Here is a 23657-nt window from a genome sequence, read left to right on the forward strand (position 1 = left end):
TTCATGAAAAAGCAAGCATGGATGGCCGCCCTGGCCCTGGCTGTTGCCGGCGGCGCTTTTGCTGCGGGCGACCACAAACACGACGACCACACGCCGCGGCATGGAGGCCTGGTCGCTCCGGGGAAAGAAGCGGACTTCGAGCTGGTGGCCAAGCCCGACACGCTGCAGCTGTACCTCAGCGACCACGGCAAGCCGATGGACCTTTCCAAGGCCTCGACCAAAGTCACCTTGCTCGCAGACGCCGAGAAGACGGAGGTCGAGCTCAAGCCCGCCGGCGACAAGCTGGAAGCCAAAGGCAGCTTCAGGGTGGCTGCCGGCACGAAGGCGGTGGCCGTGGTGACGAACTCGGGCAAGACCTTGGGGACAGCGCGCTTCACTCTGAAGTGATCGCGTTCTGCGCGGGATGGCTCGCGAACGCGGTCTCACGGCCGCCGGCTCGGCGCCGGTGCGCCAGGTACCAGGCAGCCGGAATCACCAGCATGCTCAGCAGGGGAGCCGTCACCATGCCTCCCACCATGGGCGCAGCGATTCGAGTCATGACTTCCGAGCCGGTTCCACTTCCCCACATGATGGGTAGCAGACCTGCCATGACCACGGCCACTGTCATCGCCTTGGGACGAACGCGCAGCACCGCTCCCTCGCGGATGGCGGCAAGCAAGGTCTCGTCGTTCATCGGCGCTCCAGCCTCGATGCGTCGTGCAAGGGAATTCTTGAGGTAGATGAGCATGACGACGCCGAACTCGGCGGCCACGCCGGCGAGCGCGATGAATCCGACCGCCGTGGCTACCGAGATGGAGTGATCCAGCGCCCAGACCAGCCAGAACCCACCGATGAGCGAGAACGGCACCGCCGCCATGACCAGCGCAGCATCACCGAAGGACCTGAACAGCAAGTACAGCAACATGAAGATTACCGCCAAGGTGGCGGGCACCACGAGTTTGAGCCGCTGCGTGGCGCGCTCCAGATACTCGAACTGCCCGGACCAGGACACTGCGTAGCCGGCAGGCATCGTCACCGATCTGGCCACTGCAGCCTGCATGTCATTGACGACCGACCTGAGGTCTCGGCCCCGGACATCCACATAGACCCAACCGGACAGGCGCGCGTTCTCGCTCCGCAGCATCGGCGGGCCTTCCTCGATGCTGACCTTCGCCACGTCCTGCAGGAGCAACTGCGCACCCTTGTCTGTCACGAAGGGCAGCTCTCGCAGGCGCTGCAGCGAGTCGCGAATCTCTCGGGGGTAGCGGACATTGATGGGATAGCGTTCCCGGCCCTGGATCACTTCGCCGACGTTGTCGCCGCCGACAGCGGTCGAGACGATGGCCTGAACGTCCGCCACGGAAAGTCCATAGCGAGCTGCGGCGAGCCGGTCCACGTCGACATCGATGTACCGGCCGCCAGTCAGTCGCTCGGCCAATGCCGAGGACACGCCCGAGACGCCCCTGACTGCGCCTTCAATTTCCGTCGTCAGGCGGTCGATGGCGGCCAGGTCCGCACCGGCCACCTTGATGCCGACAGGGCTCTTGATGCCGGTTGCCAGCATGTCGATGCGGTTGCGGATGGGTGGCACCCAGACATTGGTCAGTCCGGGCACCTTCACGACGCGGTCCAGTTCTTCGACCAGCTTGTCGGGCGTCATGCCGGGTCGCCACTGTTCGCGCGGCTTGAACTGGATGGTCGTCTCGAACATCTCGAGCGGAGCCGGGTCGGTCGCGGTGTCGGCGCGACCGGCCTTCCCGAAGACACGTTCGACCTCAGGCACCGTCTTGATGAGGCGGTCCGTCTGCTGCAGGAGTTCCGACGCTTTGGAAACTGAAAGTCCCGGGAAGGCCGATGGCATGTAGAGCAGGTCCCCCTCGTCCAGCGGCGGCATGAACTCGCCGCCGAGGCGCATGGCGGGTATGGCCGTCAGGGCAAGCAACAGCGCCGCGACCATCAGCGTGGCTTTGGGAAAGCGAAGCACGGCTTCAAGCGCGGGTCGATATGCCGCCATGAGGAAGCGGTTCACAGGATTCGCCGACTCGTGAGGGATGCGCCCGCGGATGAGGTAGCCCATCAGCACAGGTACCAGCGTCACCGACAAGCCGGCCGCCGCCGCCATCGCATAGGTCTTCGTGAACGCCAATGGCGAGAAGAGGCGGCCCTCCTGCGCTTCGAGTGAGAACACGGGCACGAAGGAAAGCGCGATGACGACCAGCGAAAAGAAGAGAGCCGGACCGACCTCGATGGACGCCGAGCCGACCAGTTGCCATCGCTCAGGCGTTGTCGGATTCCTGCCATGCTTCGACTCGAATGCCTCAAGGTGCTTGTGGACGTTCTCGACCATCACGATGGCTCCGTCGACCATGGCCCCGATGCTGATGGCGATGCCCCCGAGCGACATGATGTTGGCGTTGACACCTTGCCAATGCATGACGATGAACGCGGCGAGCACGCCAATCGGAAGCGCGACCACCGCTACGAGCGCCGAGCGCAGGTGGAACAGGAAGATGGCACAGACCAGCGCGACCACTGCGAACTCTTCCAGCAGCTTGAAGCGCAGGTTCTCGACGGCGCTGTCGATGAGCAGGGACCGGTCGTACGTCGGCACCACCTCGACGCCGGCCGGGAGACTCGGCTTGAGCGTCTCGAGCTTCGCCTTGACGGCCTCGATGGTCGTGCGCGCGTTCTTGCCCGAGCGCATGACGACCACACCGCCTGTGACCTCCCCCTGGCCGTCCAGCTCGGCAATGCCGCGGCGCATCTCCGGGCCGATCTGCACCGTGGCCACGTCGCGCAAGAGCACCGGGGTCGTGCCCGAAACTGCGAGCGGAATCGTGCGGAAGTCGCTCAGCGACTTCAGGTAGCCGCGCGAGCGCACCATGTACTCGGCTTCTGCAAGCTCCACGACCGAGCCGCCCGACGCCTGGTTGGCTTTCTGCAAGGCAGCGACGACCGTCGCTTGCGTGATGCCAAGGGCACGCATGCGGTCGGGGTCGAGCACCACCTGGTACTGCCGCACCATGCCACCGATGCTCGCGACCTCGGCCACGTCCGGGATGGTCTTCAGCTCGAACTTCAGGAACCAGTCGTTGAACGCACGCAGCTGTCCGATGTCATGCTTGCCCGAGCGGTCCACGAGCGCGTATTCGTAAACCCATCCGACCCCCGTTGCATCGGGTCCCAGAGATGCATTCGCCCCTGCGGGCAACCTGCTCTGTACCTGGTTGAGGTACTCCACGACGCGCGAGCGGGCCCAGTACGGGTCCGTCTTGTCGTCGAAGAGCACGTAGACGAACGAGTCCCCGAAGAAGGAGTAGCCGCGAACGGTCCTGGCGCCCGGCACGCTGAGCATCGTCGTCGTCAGCGGATAGGTGACGAGGTCCTCCACCACCTGCGGCGCCTTGCCGGGAAATGGCGTCCGGATGATGACCTGTACGTCCGACAGGTCCGGCAATGCGTCCACCGGTATGCGGGCAGCCGACCAGACACCGGCGACCGTCAGGAACAGCGTGGCGATGAGCACCAGGAATCGATTGCCGATCGACCATCGAATGAGCGCGGCAATCATTTCTTCATGCCCGGTTGTACGCGCTGCACCGAGAGCAGCTCATAGCCCATGGGCCCGCCCTCCTTGAACTCGAATCGGACGCCATCGCCTCGCCTCACGTCCGCGAACGCCTGGGGATTCGGCTTGGAGAAGCCCATCGTCATGGCCGGCCAGTTGAGGGACGCCACGGGGCCATGGGAGATCGTGATGCCGTCCGGTTCAACGCTCTCGACCTTGCCGTCCGCCACGTGGGTCTGGGATGCTTTCCCACCCGGCGATGGGGCGGTGGATGCGGGCGGCGCGGCAGGTGCCGACATGCTCCCCAGCACCGAGCGCAGCCGGGCCTCGGAGTCGATGAGGAACTGACCGCTCGCGACCACCTGGTCCCCTTCGTTCAGCCCCTGGACGACCTCGACATCGTCACCCAGGTCCAAGCCGAGTGCTACGTCGCGCGGTTCGAATGCACCGCCGTCCTTGCGGACGATGACCACCGCGCGCTTGCCGGTGCGGATGACCGCCTCGGCCGGTACGACCAGCCGGATGCTCGTCGGTCCAGCCACCTGCAGACGCAGCAGCATGCCGGGCGTGAGCCTGCCGTCCTTGTTGTCGACCTCGAAGCGCGCCTTCAGCGTGCGCGTGTTCGCACTGAGCTCTGGAAGTATTTCCTTGAGCTCGCCCTCGAAGGTTTGAGTGGCATCCGCCTGAAGCGCCGCTTTGACCTTCTGACCGCGGCTCAAGCGCACCGCCTGAGCTTCCGGAACCTCGGCCACGGCCCAGACCTTCTCAAGGCCGGCGATGCGAAACAAGGTCATGCCGGGCGTGACGGCAACGCCTTCCCGGACACCCAGTTCGGCGACGACCCCGCCTGTTGGCGCGCTCAGGGTGAAGCGCGCCTGCGCGGCCCCGATCTCTTCGCTCTGGCGAATGAGTTCGGCCGGAATCGACATGGCGCGCATCCGTTCGCGCGCTGCAGCGATGAGGTCGGGCGCGACCCCAGCGCGCTTGAGCGCAAGCAGCTCGTTCTGCGGCCCGAGCCAGTCCGGCGCGAAGATGGTGGCCAAGGCCTGGCCTTTGCGTACGCGCTCCATCGGCGCACGTACAGCCAGGCGTTCGACGTATCCCGCGACCCGCGTCTGGACGGCCACGTTCAAGCGCTCGTCGAACTGCACCGCACCTATGGCGTCGAACGAGCTCGAGGTCTCTGCACGTCGCACGGTGGCGTAGCGGATGCCCAGGTTCTGTTGCACAGTGGGGCTCACTTTGACACCAGAGGTGCTTTGGTCACTGTCGGCGTAGACCGGAACGAGCTGCATGTTCATGAACGGCGACTTGCCCGGCTTGTCGAAGCGCGGGCCCGGAACCATCGGGTCGTGCCAGTAGAGGACCTTGCGGCCGTCCGGGGACGAAGCGGCGCCGCTTGCTTCGGCACTCAGGCCTTCGTTGCCGGTGTGCCGTCCCAGGAAGAAGCCGGCGCCGGCGAGGACCGCACCGGCGACGATGAGAAGCGCGGTGACGCGAGTGCCTTTCATTGGTCGGCTCCTTGTGCGAGTGGCTTGAATGCAAGCTGCGCTTGAGCCTTGGCGAGGTCGCGTTGAAGTGCCAGGAGCTTCCGCTGCGCTTCCACTTCGGCGTGCCTCGCCTCGAACAGCGTCATGAGCGTGCCCTGATTCGATCGATATGCGGCAGTGGCCACGGTGGTCCGTTGCCGGGCTGGGGTCACGACGCCGGTGCGATATCGCTCGATGCGTTCGAGCAGCCGTCGGGCATCGCTGGCAAGCGTTCGGTATTCGGCGGTGGCTGCGCGGGTGGCCTCGGAAAGCTCTGCCTCGGCCTTGTCGGCCAGCGCGAGCTTCGCTGCGGTCTCTCGGTCCTGGCGCTCCGAAGGGGCCACTCGAAGCGGAATGCTCACTCCGAACGACACCATGTCCGAGTAGCCGGTGCGCTGTCCATAGGAAAGCTCCCAAGTCCAGTTGGGCTTGCGCTCCGAGGCGGCGACGGCGGCAACCTGCTTGGCCACTTCGATGTCGAGCTGCTTCGTCACGACAGTCGGATGCCCTGCGACGTACGCTTGCTCCGTAGGCAATGACAGCGCGCTCACGGGTGCCAACTCGTCGGCCTGGGTGCCGACCCAGCGCTGCAACGACAGCTTGGCCACGCCTTGCTGCTGGCGCACTTCGGCCGATTCGTCCTCCGCCGTACCTCGCGCGCCGGTCAGAGCAAGCACTTCCTGGCTGCTGCCCACTGAGGACGCCAAGCGGGCACGCGCCGCCTCCAACTCCTCATGCGCGTGATGCTCCATGAGCATCGTCAGCTTCTGCGCTTCGCCGGCGTAGAAAGCGTCGAGGTAGGCGAGCGCGGTGTTCAGCCGGGTTTCGGCGACTGCTGTCTGAGACTGGATTCCTTCGCGGGCGACGGCGGCCTCGGCCGCCGCCTGGCGAGCGGCTCGCTTGTCGCTCGACAGCCATTCCTGGCTGATGCCGACGCGCTTCATCGTCATCGAATCGCGCGCAGTGCTGAACCGGTCGCCCCCGGTCACCGGCAGGTTGTCGACGCCGGCGCGCAGCATCGGGTCCGGAAGCTGGCCGGCCGCTCGGGCGGCCTCCGACGCGCTCGTCACCCCAGCTCGCGCGGCGCGAGCGGATTCGGAGCGTTTGACGGCCAGGTCGAGCGCCGTCTCGAGGGTCAGGGGTGCTGCCGCTACCAGGCAGGGAAGCAGTGCGGCGGCCAAGGCGGCTGCGCGCAGGAGGTGGGATGGCATGAAAACTCCGAAGACGAATGAGGCATCAGCTGGCGAGCGGACGAGCCGCACCAGCGCCGGTCAGTCGACGGAGATTTCAGACTCGGAGTCTGCGAGTGGAAAGAAAAACGGGGTCGGGCGGAGGTCGGACCTCCGGTGTCGCTGCGACGGGAATCGCCGCCGCGAGCTGTGCCTCCATCACAACAGGCACGACCAGCACCTGCACGATGGCCGGGAGCGACGGGGTGGCCAGCTTCACCGGCTCGAACGACAGCGACATGTCGGCTGCGTGCTGGTGGCAGAGCACCGGCTGCGCCGAATCCATGCCTTCACAGGGTTCGCCTGCGGCCATCATTTCCGCCATCGCGACTGCGTCCGCGGCGCCAGGGCAGACGTAGTTCGCGAGCGCCAGCTGTGAGAACAGCAGTGACAGGACCACGAAGAACGCGGTCATGCGGCGATGGAGCGAGCGGCGGCACATAACTGCAGAGAGTTTAGCGATGTGGCTTTGGTCGCGCTCGAACATGCGGGTCTTCCCTTAATTTTTCGGACCGACTGCCGATATAGGTCTGTCTTTTCTCTTTTTTGACCTTCTCGTCTTCCGGAGCCTCCCATGTTTCTGAGCACTATCTCGATAGCCAAGCGATTGGCCATCGTGCTGGGCGTGATCCTCGCCCTTTTCCTGGCAAGCAGCGTGATTGCGGCATTGAAGCTGCGGCAGCTGGGCGTCGAGATCACCGGCATGGTCCAGGACAACGTCAGAACCGAACGCGCCGGCGCCGACTGGCTGCGCCACACCACATCGGGCGTGCAGCGGGCTGCTGCCATCGCCAAGAGCAGCGACGCCAGCCTGATCGCCTACTTCGCACCCGCCACGGCGGCGTCGATCAAGGAAACCAACGAGCTGCAGAAGTTCATCGAAGGACAGATGGTCAAGTCCGAGGAACGCGAGCTGTTCCAGAAGGTGGGCGAACTGCGCAAGGACTACCTCGCGGCGCGCGAGGAAGTCAGCAAGCTCAAGCTGGCCGGCGACCTCGAAGGTGCCGGCCGCGTCTTCAGCGCGCGCTTCGAACCGACTTCGGTCAGCTACCTGGCGGGCGTGAAGCAGATGGTCGACCTGCAGCGTGCAGGGCTCGATGCCGCGGCGCAACGTGCCGAGGGCCTGCGCGCCCAGACCACGATGCTGCTGATCGTCTGCTCCACGCTGTCGCTGATCTTCGGCACCCTGCTGGCCTGGTTCCTGGCGCGCAGCATCACGCATCCGCTGCGCCGGGCGGAGACCATGGCGCAGTCGATCGCCGACATGGACCTGACCGGTGCGCCGCAGTCAAGCTATGCCAACGACGAGACCGGCCGTCTTCTGCGCGCCATCGACCTGATGCGCACGGCATTGCAGAAGTCGCTGCAGCAGGTGCAAGGCGTGGTGGTGAATGTCTCGACGGCCTCGAGCCAGATTGCTTCGGGCAACCAGGATCTTTCGTCGCGCACCGAGGAGCAGGCGAGCTCGCTGGAGCAGACCGCGGCGTCGATGGAGGAACTGACCTCCACCGTCAAGCAGAACGCCGACAACGCACGGCAAGCCAATCAGCTGGCGCTCTCGGCCTCCGAAGTGGCGGTCAAGGGCGGCGACGTGGTGTCTCAAGTGGTGAACACCATGGCCTCGATCAATGCCTCCTCCAAGAAGATCGTCGACATCATCGGCGTGATCGACGGCATTGCCTTCCAGACCAACATCCTGGCCTTGAACGCAGCGGTCGAAGCCGCGCGTGCCGGCGAGCAGGGCCGCGGCTTCGCGGTCGTCGCCTCCGAAGTGCGCAACCTCGCGCAACGCTCTGCCGCCGCGGCCAAGGAAATCAAGGGCCTGATCGACGATTCGGTCGGCAAGGTCGATGCCGGCAGCCAACTGGTCGGCGAAGCCGGCAAGACCATGGAAGAGATCGTGGGCAGCGTGAAGCGGGTGACCGACATCATCGGCGAGATCACGGCGGCGAGCCATGAGCAGACCCAGGGCATCGAGCAGATCAACCAGGCGATCACGCAGATGGACCAGGTGACGCAGCAGAACGCGGCGCTGGTCGAAGAGGCCGCGGCTGCGGCGCAGTCGCTGCAGGAGCAGGCCGGCAGCCTGTCGCAGGCCGTCAGCGTGTTCAAACTCGACGGGCAGCAGCAAGTCATCCGGCCCTTGGTTCCCCTCGCGCGCAAGGCAGCAGCGCAACCGGCCCGGGCCCGACAAGCCATCGCCGCGCCGCAACGCAAGCAGCTCACGGCAGCGGGCACGGCCACCGGTGACGGAGACTGGGAAACGTTCTGAGTTCTGCCCCAGGCCTTCAGGCCGCCACCTGCAGCCGCGCCGCCCGCTTGAGCGCCTGCGGCGGCTGCCCGAAGGCGCGATGGAATGCGCGGCGCATGCGTTCCGGATCGGCGAATCCCGCCTTTTCCGCGACCCGGTCGATCGAGTGCCCGTCCTCGATCAGCGCGCGGGCGGTTTCCACGCGCAGCTTCTCGATCGCGCGGGCCGGCGACTGGCCCGTCTCGGCGAGGAAGGCGCGGCTGAACTGCCGCGGGCTCAGATGGGCCACGTCCGCCAGCTGTTCGACCGACAGCGCGAGATGCAGGTTCTTCTTGGCGTAGTTCAACGCGTCGTGGATGCGCTCCGATCTCGGCTCGAGTTCGAGGAAGGCGGAGAACTGCGACTGCCCGCCGGTGCGGTGCGAGTGGACGACGAGCTTGCGCGCCACCGCGCGTGAGACCTCGGTGCCGAGATCGCCTTCGACCAGCGCCAGCGAGAGATCGATGCAGGCCGTCATGCCGGCCGATGTCCACACCGTGCCGTCGATGATGTAGATGCAGTCCTCCTCCACTTTCACGTGCGGGAAATTTCGCTGCAGCTCCCGCGCGAAGTGCCAGTGCGTGGTCGCGCGCCGGCCGTTGAGCAGCCCGGCCTCGGCCAGCACGAAGGCGCCGGTGCAGATGCTGCCGACGCGGCGCGACTTCTTCGCCGCGTCGCGCAGGAAGGCCAGCAGTGCCGGCGATGAGGGCGCGATGTCCATGGTGCCGGCGACCAGCAACGTGTCGAACTTCGCGCTGCCGAAGGCACGGGTCTCGACCTGCACGCCGGAGGAGCTCTTCACCGGCCCGCCCTCTTCCGACACCACCTCCAAGGCGTACGCAGGCCTGGTCGCAGCCGCGTTGGCGAGCTCGAAGACCGAGACCACCACCATGTCCAGGATCTGGAAGCCCGGAAAGACCAGCAATCCGACGCGTTTCATCACTTTGTCCTAAAACGAGGGAAACATGACTTTTAAGTCGCAAGTCTGCGACCTAATGTTCGCCTTGTCAATCCGCCGTTTTTTCGAACCCCAAGGACACACATCATGAGCAAGCAGGCATCCCAAAGCACCGCGCTGATCACCGGCGCGTCATCCGGCATCGGCGCGGTCTACGCCGACAGGCTCGCGCGGCGCGGCCACGACCTCATCCTCGTCGCGCGCAACCGCTCGCGGCTCGACGCGCTCGCCGAAAGGCTGGGGCGCGAGACCGGGCGCCGCGTCGAGGTCATGGTCGCCGACCTGGGCGCAGCGGCCGACCAGCGGCGTGTCGAGGAACGCCTGCGCACCGATCCCTCGATCACCATGCTGATCAACAACGCCGGCATCGGCGCCACCGCATCGCTGATCGAGTCCGACCCGGACGAGCTGGAGATGATGATCCGGTTGAACGTGATTGCGCTCACCCGCCTGGCGCGCGCCGCCGCGCCCGCGTTCGTTGCGCGCGGCAGCGGCACGGTGATCAACATCGCGTCGATCGTCGCGCTGTCGCCGGAGCTGCTGAACGGCAGCTACAGCGGGACCAAGGCCTACGTGCTCAACCTCAGCCAGTCCCTGCACCACGAGCTGGGCGACAAGGGCGTGCAGGTGCAGGCCGTCCTGCCCGGCGCGATCCGCACCGAGTTCTGGGACGTGGCGGGCATGCCGGTGTCGAACCTGCCGCAGGAGATGGTGATGTCGGCCGACGACCTGGTCGATGCGGCACTGGCCGGCCTCGATGCGCGCGAGCTGGTGACGATCCCCTCGCTGCCGGATGCCGGCGACTGGCAGCGCTTCGAGGCGGCGCGGCGCGAAATGGTGCCGAAGCTCTCGCGCGCGCGGCCGGCCGAACGCTACACCGCCGGCCAGACGGCAGCGTGAGCGAAGTCGCTCAGACCACGCGCACCGAGAGGTTGGGCAAGCCGTCGATGTGAATCTCGATCAGGTCGCCGCGCACCACGGGACCGACGTTTTCCGGCGTGCCCGAATAGATGATGTCGCCGGGCATCAGCTCGAAGGCCTGCGACAGGCGGCTGATCTGCTCCGCGACCGACCAGATCATGTGCTTGAGCGTCGCGCTCTGCTTGGTCTGGCCGTTGACCTTGAGCCAGATCGCCCCATCGGCGAAGTGGCCGACTTTCGCGACGGGATGGATCGGGCCGACCGGCGCGGAGTGATCGAAGCTCTTGCCGATCTCCCAGGGCTTCTTCTGGTCGCCCATCTCGCGCTGCAGGTCGCGCCGCGTCATGTCCAGGCCGAGGGAATAGCCGTACACGTGAGCCAGCGCCTTGTCGATCGCGATGTTGCTGCCGCCCCTGGACAAGGCGACGACCAGTTCCACTTCGTAGTGGTAGTTCTTCGTCAGGCTCGGATAAGGATGGTCGGCCACGGCGCCGGGCATGACGACCTGGATCGCGTCGGCCGGCTTCTGGAAGAAGAAGGGCGGCTCGCGGGTCGGATCGGATCCCATCTCGCGCGCATGGGCGGCGTAGTTGCGGCCGATGCAATAGATGCGCCGCACCGGGAACACCTGTTCGCTGCCGACGATCGGAATCGACGACGAGGCGATATCGAATGGCGTGCTCGGGGAGCGCGCGGCGCCGGCCGGCAGGGCACAGCCGGCGATGGCCCCGCTGGCCATGGCGGCGGAGCTTGCCAACAGGTTGCGACGTGAACTGGACATGGTTTGTTCTCCTTCATAGTTTGAGCGCGAGCCATTCTTGGCCGGGATGCCGCCATCATTCCGCACGCATCTACGCAGAACGAGGACGCGTCTACGATGGCGCGATGCCGACCACCTCGCCCCGCCCTTCCAGCCTCCGCCTCTACGGCATGCAGGAGCGCGCCGACCACCTCGACTTCGACATCCGCTTCGAGGGTGCGCGCGATGTCCTCGCGCAGCCCCATCGGCACGAGTACTTCCAGATCCAGGTGGGCATCGAAGGCGGCTCGCAGCAGCTCATCGGCGGCGCGGTGCGGCCGTTCGGCGCCGGGTACTTGAGCTTCGTGCTGCCCTACCGCGTGCACGTGGTTCCCCATCCCGTCGGCGCGCGCTATGCCATCGTCAATTTCGACCAGGGCTTTCTCTGGCCGGAGCTCGATGTGGAGCCACTCGACCTGGAAGAAGTCTCGATCGCCCGCCAGCCCGAGCTGGCTTCGTTTCTCTTTCAGGAGTACGTCGACTTCCACTTCGACGATGCGGATTTCACCCGCATCCTCGGCTGGCTGGACGAGCTGTCGGCGCTGAACCGGGCGCGGCGCCTCGCAACGCGAAGCGCGATCCGCGGCATCCTGCTGCAACTGCTGGGGCTGGCCTGCCAGCGGCACGAGGCGCAGCTGCAGGAGCAGGCGGGGCGGCGCAGCAGCGGCGGCAGCTCGCGGCACGATGCGCTGCAGCGCGTGATGCGCTACGTGCGCGAACACCTGCACGAGGAGATGTCGCTCAACGATGCGGCCGCCGCGGCCATGTTGTCGCCGAACTACCTCGCGCACCTGCTGAAGAAGCAGACCGACCGCACATTCACCGAGCTCGTGACCGAGCGGCGCCTCGAACACGCCAAGGAACTGCTCCTCAGCTCCGGCATTCGCATCGGCGACGTCGCGCACCAATGCGGCTTCGGCGATGCGGTCTACTTCAGCCGCCGGTTCCGGCAATGGACCGGCATGACGCCGCGGCAGTTTCGCGACGAAGCGCGGGCCTTGCGCGCGCCGGCGTGAATCCTAGGCGCCGCCGCGGAAGCAGGACAGGCCCCACGGCGTCAGCTTCACGGGCAGGTGGTAGTGCTGCGACATATCGGCCAGGCCGAAGCGGAAGACCTGCACGCCCATGAACGCGGGCTCGGGCAGCTTGGCGCCTCTTGCGCGGTAGTACTCGGCCACGTGCAGGCGCAGCTCGTAGAAGCCGATCTCGAACAAGGACTCGCGGCTTTCGATGCCGTCGACCACGCCATTGCTGCTGACCTTGCCCGAGGCCACATCCGTCCAGCCTTCGCCCTCGAACCGGGCGATGTCGACCCGCATGCCCTGAGCGACAACGCCATGGGCTACATCGACGACGTGGATGGAAACGGCCTGCATTTGAAAGCTCCTGAGAAGATCGATGGCCGGCAGTATGACGCCATCAACCGTCAAGGCCATCGACACTCGCCGGGCGCACCCTGCACCCTCTCTGCTCAAGGTCTCGATCATGCGAACCCCTTTGGCCACCGTCTCCCCCCACTCGGCTGCGGGCTTGCACCGGCAGCACGCTCAGGCCGCGGTACACCGCATTGCCGCTCCAGCGCGGTTGCGCATCGAGCCGCTGCAGGGCCGGGAATCGGCGCAGCAGCCGGCCGAAGACGATCTCGGCCTCCATCAGCGTCAGGCTTGCGCCGATGCACACATGCGGACCGGCGCCGAAGGACAGCAGGCCGCCCGCGCGGCGCGCGACGTCCAGGCGATCGGGTTCGGCGTGGCGCGCCGGATCCCGGTTGGCAGAGGCGATGAGCGCAACGACCAGCTCGCCGCGGCGCAGTGGCTGGCCATGCAGCACGAGATCGGCCGCCACGCGACGGCCGGTGTACTGCACAGGGCTGTCGAAGCGAAGCAGTTCGCGCACCGCGCCCGGCAACAGCGCGGGCTCGCGCTGCAGGCGCTGCCACGACGCCGGATCGGCAAGCAGCGCCTGCAGGCCGTTGCCCAGCAGGTTGCGCGTGGTCTCGTGGCCGGCGAACAGCAGCATCGCGCATTGGGCGAGCAGCTCGGCGCCGGGCTGGATGTCGCCCGCCGCCTCGGCTCGCAGCAGCCGGCTCACGAGGTCGTCGCCCAGCGCGTGCCGGCGCTGCGGCACGAGCTGCTCGAAGTAGCCGCTCATCGCCAGCAGGCTGGTGCGCGCGCGCCGTGCCTCATCGAGCGAGGGCATCGGCGCACCGATGAAAGCCGCCAGATCGTCCGACCAGGCGATGAAGTCGCCACGATCGGCCGCGGGGATGTCCATCAGCATCGCCATCACCTCGGCCGGCAGCGGCCGCGCCAGCGCCTGCATGAAGTCGAAGCCCGCGTCGGCGTCCACCGCATCGAGCAAGGCATCGACGCGCTGCGCGATGGCCGGCACGAACTGCTGCAGGACGTCATTGCGAAAGCCCGCGTTGAGCACGCTGCGAATGCGCGTGTGGTCCGGCGCATCGACGAACAGCATCGCGCGCGCGAAGAGCTGCTGGAAGTCTTTCAGCTCACCGCGCGCGGCACGGCTTTGCATGACCCAGCCGCCGGTGCGCTGCGCCGAAAAGCGTACGGAATCGCGAAGCACCGCCTCCACGTCGGCATGGCGGGTCAGGAGCCACGCACCACCGAAGAACTCTTCGCTCCAGTGGATCGGCCCGGCCTCGCGCAGCGCGGCATAGGCCGGATAGGGATCGGCGCGGAACGCCGCGTCGATGATCGGGCGGCCGAGCGGGCTCGGCGCAGCCACCGGCATCGGCAGCGCACTCATTGCCTGCGCTGCGCCTTCAGTCCCAGGCGCTCGAACAGCGCGCGGTCGCGCTCGGCCTGCGGGTTGCTCGTGGTCAGCAGCTTGTCGCCGTAGAAGATCGAATTGGCGCCGGCGGCGAAGCACAGCGCCTGCAGCGCCTCATCCATCTGCTCGCGCCCGGCCGACAGCCGCACCATGGTCGTCGGCATCGTGATGCGCGCGACCGCAATGGTGCGCACGAACTCGAAGGGGTCGATCGGCTCGGTGCCGGCCAGCGGCGTGCCCGCGACCTGCACCAGGTTGTTGATCGGCACCGACTCGGGATAGGGATCGAGGTTGGCCAGCTGCGCGATCAGCCCGGCGCGCTGCGTGCGGTTTTCGCCCATGCCGACAATGCCACCGCAGCAGACATTGATGCCCGCGTCCCGCACATGGGCCAGCGTGTCGAGCCGGTCCTGGTAGGTGCGGGTGCTGATGATCTTGCCGTAGAACTCGGGAGCGCTGTCGAGGTTGTGGTTGTAGTAGTCCAGCCCGGCGTTCTTCAGCGCCTGGGCCTGGTCGGCCTCGAGCATGCCCAGCGTCATGCAGGTCTCCAGGCCGAGCGCGCGGACCTCGCGCACCATGTCGGTCACCTTTTCCATGTCGCGCGCCTTGGGGCTGCGCCAGGCGGCGCCCATGCAGAAGCGCGTGGCGCCCTGGGCCTTCGCGGCTTGTGCCGCTTCGACCACCTCTTGCAGCGGCATGAGCTTGCTGGCCTCCACACCGGTGTCGAAATGCGAGGACTGCGGGCAGTAGCCGCAGTCCTCCGCGCAGCCGCCGGTCTTGATCGAGAGCAGCGTGGACAGCTGGACCTCGTTGGCATCGAAGTGCTGGCGGTGCACCTGCTGGGCGCGAAACAGCAGGTCCATGAACGGAAGCGCGAACAGGGCTTCGACGTCGGCGACGCCCCAGCGCTGATCCGGGCGAGGCTCGGGGCGCGACGTCTTGGTGCGCAAAGATGACAGGGAAACGGTGGCTGTGGTGGTCATGTCGTCCTTCGGGTGGGATGGCCATCCGAGTCAGGATAGCCAGGAGCCAGTCACAAGGGCAGCCAATCTGGTTGCAAATTGCGCCATGCGGGGGATCGGAGTGAAAGCTTGTCTTATGCCAGCCCGAACAGCGCGCGCAACGCCGCATCGTCGAAGCAGGCTGCGACAGCCGCCGGGTCAGGGCTGCTCATACGGGGAACCACGCCCAGGCAAGGCGCCTGGTGGCGCCGCCCCAGTTCATCGCGCAGGGTGGCGAGGTTGGCATCGCGGTGCGGCATTCCCGTGTCGACGGTGTTCGCGATCCAGCCCGCAAGCCGCAGGCCGCGCGCGCGGATCGCCTCGGCACTCAGCAGCGCATGGTTGATGCATCCCAGGCGCAGTCCGACCACCAGCACCACCGGCAACTGCAGGTCCACGGCGAAGTCGGCGCTGTCGAAGTCGGCGCCGAGCGGCACGCAGAACCCGCCGACGCCTTCGACGATCAGGTACTCGGCGCGCGCCGCGAGCGTCCTGGCTCCTTGCAGCAGGACGGCACGCTCGATGGTGCGGCCTTCGAGCGCTGCCGCGATGTGCGGGGCGCAGGCGGCTTCGAACTGACAGGGGCCGACCTCGGCATCGGTCATCACCACCGAGCTCGCGTCGCGCAATGCGCGCACATCCTCGTTGACGTTCTCGCCATCGATCGTCTCGATGCCGGCGGCCACCGGCTTGTAGCCGGCGCAACGCAGGCCCCGCTCGCCGAGCCAGTGCAGCAAGGCGGCGCTGACGCGCGTCTTGCCGACCTCGGTGTCGGTGCCGGTGACGAAGCAGCCGTGCATCGCTGCGGCCCTCATCGCAGGCTCCCGGCGGCCCGCGCCAGGCCATCGATCAGGGTCTGCACGTCCTGCGGCGTGTGCGCTGCGCTCAGCGTGATGCGCAGCCGCGCGGTGCCCGCAGGCACGGTCGGCGGTCGGATCGCCGGCACCCACAGGCCTTGTGCATCGAGCGCGGCGGACAAGGCCAGCGCTGCCGCGTTGTCGCCGACGATCAAGGGCTGGATCGCGGTGGCGGAATCGGCCAGGCGCCAGCCGAGCCGGGGGTTGTGCTGCATCAGTGCGCCCAGCCGATCGCGCAGCATGCCGATCAGTTGCCGCAGTCGCGCACGCCGCGCTTCGCCCTCGTCGCCGCCGATCAGGCGCAGGCTCGCGCACAGCGCATGCGCGATCGCCGGCGGCGCCGCGGTCGTGTAGATGTAGCTGCGCGCCGACTGCACCAGCCACTCGATGACGCTCGGATGCGCGGCCACGAAGGCGCCGCCCAGGCCTGCGGCCTTGCCGAGCGTGCCCATGTAGATCAGGCGCTCGCTGCGCAGGCCGAAGTGCGACAGGCTGCCGCGGCCGCCTTCGCCGAGCACGCCGAAGCCATGGGCATCGTCGACCACCAGCCAGGCGTCGTGCGCCTCGGCGAGCGCCAGCAGCGCCGGCAGGTCGGCCAGGTCGCCGTCCATGCTGAAGACGGCATCGCTCACGATCAGCTTGATCGGCGTGCTGCAACGCCCGAGCTGGCTCGCCAGCAGGTCGAGCCGGCCGTGCGGATAGCGCTGCAGCGGCGCCTTGGCCAGCAGCGCGCCGTCGACCAGCGAGGCATGGTTGAGCTTGTCGGCAAAGATCGTCGCGCTCGCATCGCCCAGCGCGGTGAGCAGCGCGAGGTTGGCCATGTAGCCGGTGCAGAAGCTCAGCACGCGCGCTTGCGGGATGGCGGGTGCCATCCATCGCACGAGCTCGTCCTCGAGCAGCGCATGGGCACGCGAATGACCGCTGATCAGATGCGATGCGCCGCTGCCGGCGCCATGCAGACGCGCCCCTTCGGCCAGCGCCTCGATCAGCGCCGGATGGTTCGCGAGCCCCAGGTAGTCGTTGCTGCAGAAGGCCAGCATCTCGCGCCCGGACACCCGCTGGTGCGGCGCACAGGGCGACTCGGCCGTGCGCCGTTGCCGGCGCAGCGCTTCGGCCTCGAGCTCACGCAGTCGGCGGTTCAGGTGTTCGATCAGCATGGGCGTTCTCTGCAGAGGCCACGGCATCCAGCGTTTGCATCACGCGCTGCGCGAGCCAGGCTGCGAGCCCGTCGTCCAGCACGTAGGGCGGCATCAGGTAGACGGTGCGGCCGATCGGCCGAATGAGCAATTCGCGCTCGCGGCCCGCGAGATGGAAGCGTTCGGCGAAGCGCTCGCCGACGAAGGCCTCGCGAACGTCGAGGGCCCAGATCATCCCGCACTGGCGGAAGTGCTCGATGCGCGGGTCGGCCTGCAATGGCGCGAGCGCCGCGCTCAGTGCGGCGGCGCGTTGCCGGTTGCGCTGCAGCACGTCGTCCTCTTCGAAGCGGTCCAGCACCGCCAGCGCGGCGCGGCAGGCCAGGGCGTTGCCGGTGTAGGAATGCGAATGCAGGAAGCCGCGCGCGACGTCGTCATCGAGAAAGGCCTCGTAGATCGCGTCGCGCGTCATCACCAGCGACAGCGGCAGCGTGCCGCCGCTGATGCCCTTGGAGAGACAGACGAAGTCCGGCCAGATCCCGGCCTGCTCGCAGGCGAAGAAGGTGCCGGTGCGCCCGCAGCCGACCGCGATCTCGTCGGCGATCAGGCTCACCTCGTAGCGCTCGCACAGCGCGCGCACGGTGCGCAGGTAGGCCGCATCGTGCATCGCCATGCCGGCGGCGCCCTGCACCAGCGGCTCGACGATCAGCGCCGCGATGTGTTCATGGCGCGACTCGAACAGCGCCTGCAAGTCGGCCGCGGCCCGCGCAGCGACGTCCACCGCGGTCTCGCCGGCTGCGGCCTGGCGCGCGTCGGGCGACATCACCTGGTGCGCGCGCATCAGCAGCGGGTCGTAGGCATCGCGGAACACCGCCACGTCGGTGACCGCCAGGGCACCCAGCGTTTCGCCGTGGTAGCCCTGGCGCAGGCAGACGAACTCCCGCTTGTTCGGGCGCCCGCGGTTGCGCCAATGATGGAAGCTCATCTTCAGCGCGATCTCGACCGCCGAGGCGCCGTCACTGGCGAAGAAGCAATGGCCGAGCACGCCGCCGGTCAAGGCCGACAGGCGTTCGGCCAGTTCCACCGCCGGTGCGTGCGTGCAGCCGGCGAGCATCACGTGCGGCAGGCGGTCGAGCTGGTCTTTGAGCGCCGCGTTGATGCGCGCATCGGCGTGGCCGAACAGGTTGACCCACCAGGAGCTGGTGGCGTCGAAGTAGCGCTGGCCCTCGTGGTCGATGAGCCACGGGCCCTCGCCGCGCGCGATCGGCAGCGGCGGCACGGTGGCCGCGCGCTGCATCTGCGTGCAGGGGTGCCAGACGCTGCGCAGGCTGCGCTGCTGCCAGGAATGGTTGGCGCCGACGGATGTGTGCATGCGATGGATGAGATAAGTGCTGCGCGGCGCCTCGACTCGGCCTCGAGGCATAAACGCGCGACTGAGATCGATCGATCAGGCCGCAGCCGACCAGAGCGGAACTGGAACTGCCAGCGGTCAGGCTGCAACGGCTTCGCCCGAAGCGGCCTGTACCGGGATGTGGGCGCGTTCTTCCTTGATGCGATTGGCGCCGTCCACGAACACCAGCTTGGGCCGGTAGCCCGCCACCTGGTCTTCCGGCACCAGGCCGAAGGCGGCAATGATGATCAGGTCGCCCACCGACGCCCGGCGTGCGGCCGAACCGTTGACCGAAATGATCCCGGTCCCGCGCTGGCCGCGGATCGCATAGGTCACGAAGCGCTCGCCATTGTTGATGTTCCAGATGTGGACCTGCTCGTTCTCCGCCAGGTTTGCGGCATCCAGCAGATCTTCGTCGATGGCGCAGGAGCCCTCGTAGTGCAGTTCGCAGTCGGTGACGGTGGCGCGGTGGATCTTGGACTTGAGCAGGGTTCGAAACATGGTCGGAAGTGCCGTCTGCAAAAAAGATGGGGGCTTGTAGCGGCGGAAGATAACCTAGTTCTAACGAACGCCCCTGTGCATTTCACGTGCTCCGCTTTCGTCATCGGGGCACATGGGTTGCCCGCCGCTGGCGGCCATCGCCCTCGAAGTCAGCGGCGCTCAGGGCACGTTCGAGGTGTTGATCTGGTAAGGCCGCCCCTGCATCTTGAAGCCGCCTCCGAATTCGATGGCCACATCGCCCGTGGGCTTCACCGGGCAGCCGCGCGGCGGCTGGCAGGCCCATTCCGCGCCGCGGTCGGCGAACACCACCGGGCCGTAGCGGTAGTTGAGCACCGCACGGCCGCCGTAGTCCGCCACGCTGAGCGTCAGGCCGAGGTTGGCGAAGTTGTCGATGTCCTCGGTCGCGACCGGGTCGACGATGCGGCTGTCCTGCAGCGTACGCACCACGCGGGCGCTCTTCCCGTCTTCCGAGAAACGGACCCACTGGATCTTGCGATCGCCGCGCGAAGTCACGATCACCTGGCTGTTGAGCGCATCCAGCCGCCGGTCGGGGTCGTCCTTCGAATGCGCGAGCGAACTCGGGTTGCGGCCGACGGCGACCCTGCCCTCTGCCGCAATCCCGTTCGGCGATCCCGACCGGAGCTCGGCACCCGGCGCGTAGCCGCCCAGGCTGAAGATGCGCAGGCTGCCCTCCTGCGTCGCGATCCAGGCGTGGGCATCCTTCGTGCGGGTGACGGTCGTCTTGACGGCCGTGGGCCGCGCATCGAGCGCGATCGTCTTCACCACCACCGGCCGCGCCTGCGGCTTGAAGCTGAAGGCATGCGGCCACTGGCGCTCGTCCTGCCCCACCGGGCCGATGCTGCCGACTGCCTCGCTGAAGTAGACGCCGTTGATGTAGCCGAAGAGCGGCTTCAGATCGATGAAGGCCGCCTTCTGCTCGGACTTGGACACGACCACCGCCACGCCGCCCTTGGCATAGCGCTTGTAGTTGCTGCCCGACGGGGTGAAGGACTGCCAGTGCCTGCTGAGCGGCGAGTGGGTTTGGCCCATGAAGAGGCCGCCGCCCAGCACCGTGTTGAAAGGATGCATGCCGGTGGTGACCGCGATCTCGGTCGGCGCCTTCATGTCGGCCGGCAGGTCCACGTAGCCCAGCACTTTCATGAAGGCGATGTTGCCCATGTTCGGCAAGCCCGGGTAGACGCCCTGCCATTCGGACCACCACTCGTAGTACGGCCCTTCGAGCTTGCAGCCATCGCACAATCCGGCCAGCGCGACCACCGCCACCTGGCCCTTCAGCTCGGCCGTGTCCCAGACGGTCACGAAGGCGAACTCGCTGTTGCTCGTCATGGCGACGGCGGTCGGCACCTTGTTCGGCGCCAGCCGCGCGGTGGCGAGGTTGTGGGCGGTGTTGCTGCCGGTGGTGGCGAGCAGGCCGTTCTGGAAAGCGATGACGGAGGTCGGGCAGTTGCCCGCCGGGCCGCTGCAGCGCCCGGCCGCGACGGGGCGGGCGCTGCCGTCGTTCGGCAGCAGGCCGGCGGAGCGGTACTGCACGACATTCACGCTGTCGAGGCCGCCGCCCCCGAGCTGCCAGGGCAATTGCGGCTTCTGTGCATAGGTGTTGACCTCGAAGGCCGATGCCTGCAGGTCGCCGACACCGGCGCGCTGGACCGGATCGTCGGCCAGGAAGACGACGCTGGACTGGTTGGTCGAGTAGGAAAAATCAACCTCCTTGCGCGGACCGCCGACCTGCCATGAGGTGATGCAGACGCCCTTTTCGTTGCAACGCGCGAGATGGTCCTCGCGCTCGTACAGGGTGGGAAGCTTCGCGTTGGCGCTGCCGTAGTGCGCGGCGTCCGGGCCGTAGCGGTAGGCGATGCCCTCGGCCTCGCTCATGGCCGCAGCCATGGCCCGGTAGGCCGCGGGAACGATCTTGCCTGCGCGATCCACCACGTCGGCGATGCCGCTCGCCGCGGGCTTCGACGAAGCCTCCATCGACCTGGCCGCCGCCGCAGGGGCGGGACCGATGATGGTGCATGACTTGCGCACATGCGGTGCCGGATCGGTGCCGAAGAACTCGTTGGTGCAGCTTGCCGGACCGCGAACGATCTTCTCTACCCAGCGATCGCCGGCGCCATAGCGAACCCGCGCCGACGCGGGGACGACGAAGTTCTCGCCCTCCTGCGCCTGGACCGCCGCGGCGGCAGGGCTCTTGCCGGAAAGGAGCACCAGGGAAGCGATCAGGGCGAGTGCGAGTTTCATCCTGCTCATTGTCCCGAAGCTCGTCCTGCTTTGCGAGCGAGCGCCGGCCGGTCAAGCTCTCCGCTTGAACATCGCCGACGCCCCGCTCGCATAGGCCACCTCTTCGGCGGTCGCGAGAAGCGTGGGCCCCAAGGCCAGCATGCGCTCTTCCGTCAGTCGCACGAGCGGGCCTGCGATGGTGATGACGCCGATGACGGCGCCGTTGCCGATGCGCACCGGTGCCGCCATCGCAGTCATGGCCGGCGCGAAGACCTCGTTGATCATCGCGAAGCCGCGCTTGCGCGCCGCGCGCAGATAGGCCAGCAGCGATTTCACCGAGGTCACGGCCTTGGGCCCGAAATCGGCAGGCGTGCCGAACCCCTGTTTCGCAACCAGCTGGAGCGCCTGCTCCTCCGGCATGGTGGACAGCCACGCGTGCCCGGCCGAACTGCAGGACAGGTTCACCGACAAGCCCATGTCGGGGTCGTAGCGCAGGCCCCGGGTCGCGCCCTGTGCCTTGGCCACGAAGGTGAGCTCGTCGCCGTCGACGACCGCCAGCCGGACGAGCTCCCCCGATTCGGCCGCCAGGCGATCGAGCAGCGGCTGGGCGACGTCGACGACGCCGCTGTTGCTCAGGAAGCTCAAGCCCAGCGAGACCAGCTTGATCGTCAGCATGTAGTTGCCGTGGCTCTGATCCTGGCGCACGTAACCGCAGCGGATCAGTTCGGAAAGCAGTCGATGCGTCGCGCTCAGCGGCATCTGGAGATCGGAGGCGAGTGCAGAAAGTGCTCGCCCTTCCGGGTAGGCGACAAGGTGTTCGAGCACCTTGAAGCTGCGTTCGAGTATGGCGGTCATGGCAGAGCAACTCTACCCGAGTTTTGCCAAGTGCTTTCCCTAGTGGAAATGTTTTCCACTTTCTGCCTATGATGCGGCGCGTCTTGCGTCGCCCGCCAGACCTGCGGGCGCATCGGCCCTCATCCACCGGAGTCCCAACTTGAGAACCCTCTACCGAACGCTCGCCCTTCTCGGCGCGACATTGGCCCTGACGCTGCCGGCCCTGGCCCAGGACGTGCAGGAGCGCGTCATCCGCTTCGGCCACCTGAACAACCCGGACCATCCCGTGAGCTTCGGCGTCAAGCGCTTCGGCGAACTGCTCGCGGCGAAGAGCAGCGGCAAGCTCAAGGTGCAGGAGTTCCCTGCGTCGCAGCTCGGCAACGAGATGCAGCAGCAGTCGGCGCTGCAAGGCGGCGTGCAGCAGATGTCGGCGCCCGCCACCACCTCCCTGGCCGGCATCGTGAAGGAGTTCGGCCTGGTCGACTTCCCGTTTGCCGTGAGCTCTTTCGCGCAGGCCGATGCCCTCCTCGACGGGCCGCTCGGCCAGGCGCTCATCGCCAAGCTGCCCGAGAAGGGCCTGGTCGCGCTGGGCTACTGGGATCTGGGCTTTCGCAACGTCACGAACAGCAAGCGCCCGATCGCGAAACCCGAGGACCTCGAGGGCCTGAAGATCCGCGTCATTCCCAACCCGGTGTTCCTCGACACCTTCAAGGCCTTCAAGGCCAATCCGGTGCCCATGCCCTTCGCCGAGCTCTATGGGGCGCTCGAATCGAAGGCCGTCGACGGCCAGGAGAATCCCTACGCGGTGATCCTGTCGAACAAGTTCTTCGAGGTGCAGAAGTTCGTGAGCGCCACCAACCACGTCTATGCCGCGAACATCATGCTGGTGAGCAAGAAGTTCTGGGACTCGCTGAGCGCGGCAGAACAGAAGATGATGCGCGAAGCGGCCGACGAAGCCCGCGGCTACCAGCGCCAGGTCAGCCGCGCGGCGGCGCAGAAATCCATCGGCGATCTCCAGGCCAAAGGCATCCAGTTCAACGAGCTCGCGCCGCCCGAGCAGGCGCGCATGCGCCAGATCGCCAAGCCGGTCACCGAGCGTTTCGCCGCCAGCTACGACCCGGGCATCGTCAAGCTCTACAACGACGAGCTGGCACGCGTGCGCAAGTCCCATCCTTGAATCGAAGCGGCACCATGAAGATCCTCGTCCTGCACGGCCCGAACCTCAACCTGTTCGGCCGCCGAGAACCCCACATCTACGGCTCGACCACCCTGGCCGAGATCAACGAACGCCTCGGCAAGCTCGCGGCCGAGCTCGGCGTCGAGCTGGAGACCATCCAGTCGAACCACGAAGGCGAGCTGATCGACTTCCTCCACCAGCACATCGACGAGGCGCAAGGCGCACTGGTCAACCCTGCTGGCCTGACCCAGCACGGCGTTCCCTTGCACGACGCCATCAAGGCCATGCCGTTCCCGGTCTTCGAGGTCCACATGTCGAACATCGCGGCGCGGGAAAGCTGGCGCGCGCACTCGATCATCTCGCCGGCGGTCAAGGGCACGATCCAGGGGCTCGGTCCGCATTCGTACCTGGCCGGCCTGCGTGCGCTGGTCGAGATGCAGCGCGCGCAGGCGGCCTGATC

The 23657-nt window shown here is 67.2% G+C and carries 21 protein-coding genes; 6 read left to right on the plus strand and 15 right to left on the minus strand.

Annotation, left to right across the window (positions count from 1 at the left end; all coding sequences use genetic code 11):
* The first annotated feature begins 3 nt into the window (after window positions 1-3).
* Window positions 4-387: a hypothetical protein gene (locus ACSQ9I_RS24675; protein WP_436314796.1), complete on the plus strand. Its 384-nt coding sequence runs from the start codon at window positions 4-6 to the stop codon at window positions 385-387.
* Here the strand turns inward: ACSQ9I_RS24675 and ACSQ9I_RS24680 are convergent.
* The 4 genes from ACSQ9I_RS24680 to ACSQ9I_RS24695 all read right to left on the minus strand — a co-directional run bounded on the left by ACSQ9I_RS24680 (window position 374) and on the right by ACSQ9I_RS24695 (window position 6792).
* A complete protein-coding gene (locus ACSQ9I_RS24680; RefSeq protein WP_436314797.1) occupies window positions 374-3550 on the minus strand; it encodes an efflux RND transporter permease subunit in 3177 nt (1058 codons plus the stop codon). The genes ACSQ9I_RS24675 and ACSQ9I_RS24680 overlap by 14 nt on opposite strands.
* Window positions 3547-5058 (minus strand): efflux RND transporter periplasmic adaptor subunit, encoded by a 1512-nt coding sequence (locus ACSQ9I_RS24685; RefSeq protein WP_436314798.1) that lies wholly within the window; start codon window positions 5056-5058, stop codon window positions 3547-3549. The genes ACSQ9I_RS24680 and ACSQ9I_RS24685 overlap by 4 nt, the downstream gene beginning before the upstream one ends.
* Complete coding sequence (locus ACSQ9I_RS24690; protein ID WP_436314799.1) at window positions 5055-6257, minus strand: TolC family protein; 1203 nt, start codon at window positions 6255-6257, stop codon at window positions 5055-5057. The genes ACSQ9I_RS24685 and ACSQ9I_RS24690 overlap by 4 nt, the downstream gene beginning before the upstream one ends.
* 106 nt (window positions 6258-6363) lie before the next feature.
* Window positions 6364-6792 carry a hypothetical protein gene (locus ACSQ9I_RS24695; RefSeq protein WP_436314800.1) on the minus strand — a complete coding sequence of 143 codons (429 nt, stop codon included), beginning with the start codon at window positions 6790-6792 and terminating at the stop codon, window positions 6364-6366.
* A gap of 87 nt (window positions 6793-6879) precedes the next feature.
* On the opposite strand from ACSQ9I_RS24695, the gene ACSQ9I_RS24700 reads away from it, so the two are divergent.
* A complete protein-coding gene (locus ACSQ9I_RS24700) occupies window positions 6880-8577 on the plus strand; it encodes a methyl-accepting chemotaxis protein (protein ID WP_436314802.1) in 1698 nt (565 codons plus the stop codon).
* 16 nt (window positions 8578-8593) lie between these two features.
* Here the strand turns inward: ACSQ9I_RS24700 and ACSQ9I_RS24705 are convergent, their stop codons facing one another.
* Window positions 8594-9535 carry a GlxA family transcriptional regulator gene (locus ACSQ9I_RS24705; protein ID WP_436314803.1) on the minus strand — a complete coding sequence of 314 codons (942 nt, stop codon included), beginning with the start codon at window positions 9533-9535 and terminating at the stop codon, window positions 8594-8596.
* A gap of 105 nt (window positions 9536-9640) precedes the next feature.
* On the opposite strand from ACSQ9I_RS24705, the gene ACSQ9I_RS24710 reads away from it, so the two are divergent.
* Window positions 9641-10453: an SDR family NAD(P)-dependent oxidoreductase gene (locus ACSQ9I_RS24710; protein ID WP_436305351.1), complete on the plus strand. Its 813-nt coding sequence runs from the start codon at window positions 9641-9643 to the stop codon at window positions 10451-10453.
* Between the two features lie 10 nt (window positions 10454-10463).
* Here the strand turns inward: ACSQ9I_RS24710 and ACSQ9I_RS24715 are convergent, their stop codons facing one another.
* Window positions 10464-11255 (minus strand): fumarylacetoacetate hydrolase family protein, encoded by a 792-nt coding sequence (locus tag ACSQ9I_RS24715; protein ID WP_436314804.1) that lies wholly within the window; start codon window positions 11253-11255, stop codon window positions 10464-10466.
* 149 nt (window positions 11256-11404) lie between these two features.
* Here ACSQ9I_RS24715 and ACSQ9I_RS24720 point away from each other — a divergent pair, with 149 nt between their 5' ends.
* Complete coding sequence (locus tag ACSQ9I_RS24720) at window positions 11405-12289, plus strand: helix-turn-helix transcriptional regulator (protein ID WP_436315821.1); 885 nt, start codon at window positions 11405-11407, stop codon at window positions 12287-12289.
* Between the two features lie 3 nt (window positions 12290-12292).
* Here the strand turns inward: ACSQ9I_RS24720 and ACSQ9I_RS24725 are convergent, their stop codons facing one another.
* The 9 genes from ACSQ9I_RS24725 to ACSQ9I_RS24765 form a co-directional block, all read right to left on the minus strand.
* Window positions 12293-12649, minus strand: a complete 357-nt coding sequence (locus ACSQ9I_RS24725; protein ID WP_436314805.1) for a hydroxyisourate hydrolase — start codon at window positions 12647-12649, stop codon at window positions 12293-12295.
* Between the two features lie 43 nt (window positions 12650-12692).
* Window positions 12693-14042: a cytochrome P450 gene (locus tag ACSQ9I_RS24730; protein WP_436314806.1), complete on the minus strand. Its 1350-nt coding sequence runs from the start codon at window positions 14040-14042 to the stop codon at window positions 12693-12695.
* Window positions 14039-15049, minus strand: coding sequence for a biotin synthase BioB (gene bioB / locus ACSQ9I_RS24735; protein ID WP_436314807.1), 1011 nt, complete (start codon window positions 15047-15049; stop codon window positions 14039-14041). Before bioB ends, ACSQ9I_RS24730 begins: the two co-directional genes overlap by 4 nt.
* Before the next feature lie 113 nt (window positions 15050-15162).
* Entirely contained in the window at window positions 15163-15882 is a 720-nt protein-coding gene (bioD, locus tag ACSQ9I_RS24740) for a dethiobiotin synthase (protein WP_436314808.1), read from the minus strand.
* On the minus strand, window positions 15879-17081 hold the full coding sequence (gene bioF / locus ACSQ9I_RS24745; protein ID WP_436314810.1) for an 8-amino-7-oxononanoate synthase: 1203 nt from the start codon (window positions 17079-17081) through the stop codon (window positions 15879-15881). Before bioF ends, bioD begins: the two co-directional genes overlap by 4 nt.
* Entirely contained in the window at window positions 17047-18429 is a 1383-nt protein-coding gene (gene bioA, locus ACSQ9I_RS24750) for an adenosylmethionine--8-amino-7-oxononanoate transaminase (protein WP_436314812.1), read from the minus strand. Before bioA ends, bioF begins: the two co-directional genes overlap by 35 nt.
* A 117-nt stretch (window positions 18430-18546) precedes the next feature.
* Window positions 18547-18948, minus strand: a complete 402-nt coding sequence (panD, locus tag ACSQ9I_RS24755) for an aspartate 1-decarboxylase (RefSeq protein WP_436297022.1) — start codon at window positions 18946-18948, stop codon at window positions 18547-18549.
* Between the two features lie 159 nt (window positions 18949-19107).
* On the minus strand, window positions 19108-21207 hold the full coding sequence (locus ACSQ9I_RS24760) for a hypothetical protein (RefSeq protein WP_436314814.1): 2100 nt from the start codon (window positions 21205-21207) through the stop codon (window positions 19108-19110).
* 51 nt (window positions 21208-21258) lie between these two features.
* A complete protein-coding gene (locus ACSQ9I_RS24765) occupies window positions 21259-22041 on the minus strand; it encodes an IclR family transcriptional regulator (RefSeq protein WP_436305361.1) in 783 nt (260 codons plus the stop codon).
* Between the two features lie 139 nt (window positions 22042-22180).
* Between ACSQ9I_RS24765 and ACSQ9I_RS24770 the strand changes: the two genes are divergently transcribed.
* The gene (locus tag ACSQ9I_RS24770) at window positions 22181-23197 is read left to right on the plus strand and encodes a TRAP transporter substrate-binding protein (protein ID WP_436305362.1); all 1017 of its coding nucleotides are present in this window, start codon (window positions 22181-22183) and stop codon (window positions 23195-23197) included.
* A gap of 14 nt (window positions 23198-23211) precedes the next feature.
* On the plus strand, window positions 23212-23655 hold the full coding sequence (locus ACSQ9I_RS24775) for a type II 3-dehydroquinate dehydratase (RefSeq protein WP_093109730.1): 444 nt from the start codon (window positions 23212-23214) through the stop codon (window positions 23653-23655).
* Window positions 23656-23657: the final 2 nt, after the last annotated feature.

The organism is Variovorax sp. LjRoot84 (genome assembly GCF_964254305.1).
In the GTDB taxonomy this organism is placed as follows: domain Bacteria; phylum Pseudomonadota; class Gammaproteobacteria; order Burkholderiales; family Burkholderiaceae_C; genus Variovorax.

Bases quoted from the DNA above. Each gene is read 5' to 3' on its own strand.
- ACSQ9I_RS24675 (WP_436314796.1), top strand. From the start codon at position 4: ATGAAAAAGCAAGCATGGATGGCCGCCCTGGCCCTGGCTGTTGCCGGC.
- ACSQ9I_RS24680 (WP_436314797.1), bottom strand. From the start codon at position 3,550: ATGATTGCCGCGCTCATTCGATGGTCGATCGGCAATCGATTCCTGGTG.
- ACSQ9I_RS24685 (WP_436314798.1), bottom strand. From the start codon at position 5,058: ATGAAAGGCACTCGCGTCACCGCGCTTCTCATCGTCGCCGGTGCGGTC.
- ACSQ9I_RS24695 (WP_436314800.1), bottom strand. From the start codon at position 6,792: ATGTTCGAGCGCGACCAAAGCCACATCGCTAAACTCTCTGCAGTTATG.
- ACSQ9I_RS24700 (WP_436314802.1), top strand. From the start codon at position 6,880: ATGTTTCTGAGCACTATCTCGATAGCCAAGCGATTGGCCATCGTGCTG.
- ACSQ9I_RS24705 (WP_436314803.1), bottom strand. From the start codon at position 9,535: ATGAAACGCGTCGGATTGCTGGTCTTTCCGGGCTTCCAGATCCTGGAC.
- ACSQ9I_RS24710 (WP_436305351.1), top strand. From the start codon at position 9,641: ATGAGCAAGCAGGCATCCCAAAGCACCGCGCTGATCACCGGCGCGTCA.
- ACSQ9I_RS24715 (WP_436314804.1), bottom strand. From the start codon at position 11,255: ATGTCCAGTTCACGTCGCAACCTGTTGGCAAGCTCCGCCGCCATGGCC.
- ACSQ9I_RS24720 (WP_436315821.1), top strand. From the start codon at position 11,405: ATGCAGGAGCGCGCCGACCACCTCGACTTCGACATCCGCTTCGAGGGT.
- ACSQ9I_RS24725 (WP_436314805.1), bottom strand. From the start codon at position 12,649: ATGCAGGCCGTTTCCATCCACGTCGTCGATGTAGCCCATGGCGTTGTC.
- ACSQ9I_RS24730 (WP_436314806.1), bottom strand. From the start codon at position 14,042: ATGAGTGCGCTGCCGATGCCGGTGGCTGCGCCGAGCCCGCTCGGCCGC.
- bioB (WP_436314807.1), bottom strand. From the start codon at position 15,049: ATGACCACCACAGCCACCGTTTCCCTGTCATCTTTGCGCACCAAGACG.
- bioD (WP_436314808.1), bottom strand. From the start codon at position 15,882: ATGAGGGCCGCAGCGATGCACGGCTGCTTCGTCACCGGCACCGACACC.
- bioF (WP_436314810.1), bottom strand. From the start codon at position 17,081: ATGCTGATCGAACACCTGAACCGCCGACTGCGTGAGCTCGAGGCCGAA.
- bioA (WP_436314812.1), bottom strand. From the start codon at position 18,429: ATGCACACATCCGTCGGCGCCAACCATTCCTGGCAGCAGCGCAGCCTG.
- panD (WP_436297022.1), bottom strand. From the start codon at position 18,948: ATGTTTCGAACCCTGCTCAAGTCCAAGATCCACCGCGCCACCGTCACC.
- ACSQ9I_RS24760 (WP_436314814.1), bottom strand. From the start codon at position 21,207: ATGAAACTCGCACTCGCCCTGATCGCTTCCCTGGTGCTCCTTTCCGGC.
- ACSQ9I_RS24765 (WP_436305361.1), bottom strand. From the start codon at position 22,041: ATGACCGCCATACTCGAACGCAGCTTCAAGGTGCTCGAACACCTTGTC.
- ACSQ9I_RS24775 (WP_093109730.1), top strand. From the start codon at position 23,212: ATGAAGATCCTCGTCCTGCACGGCCCGAACCTCAACCTGTTCGGCCGC.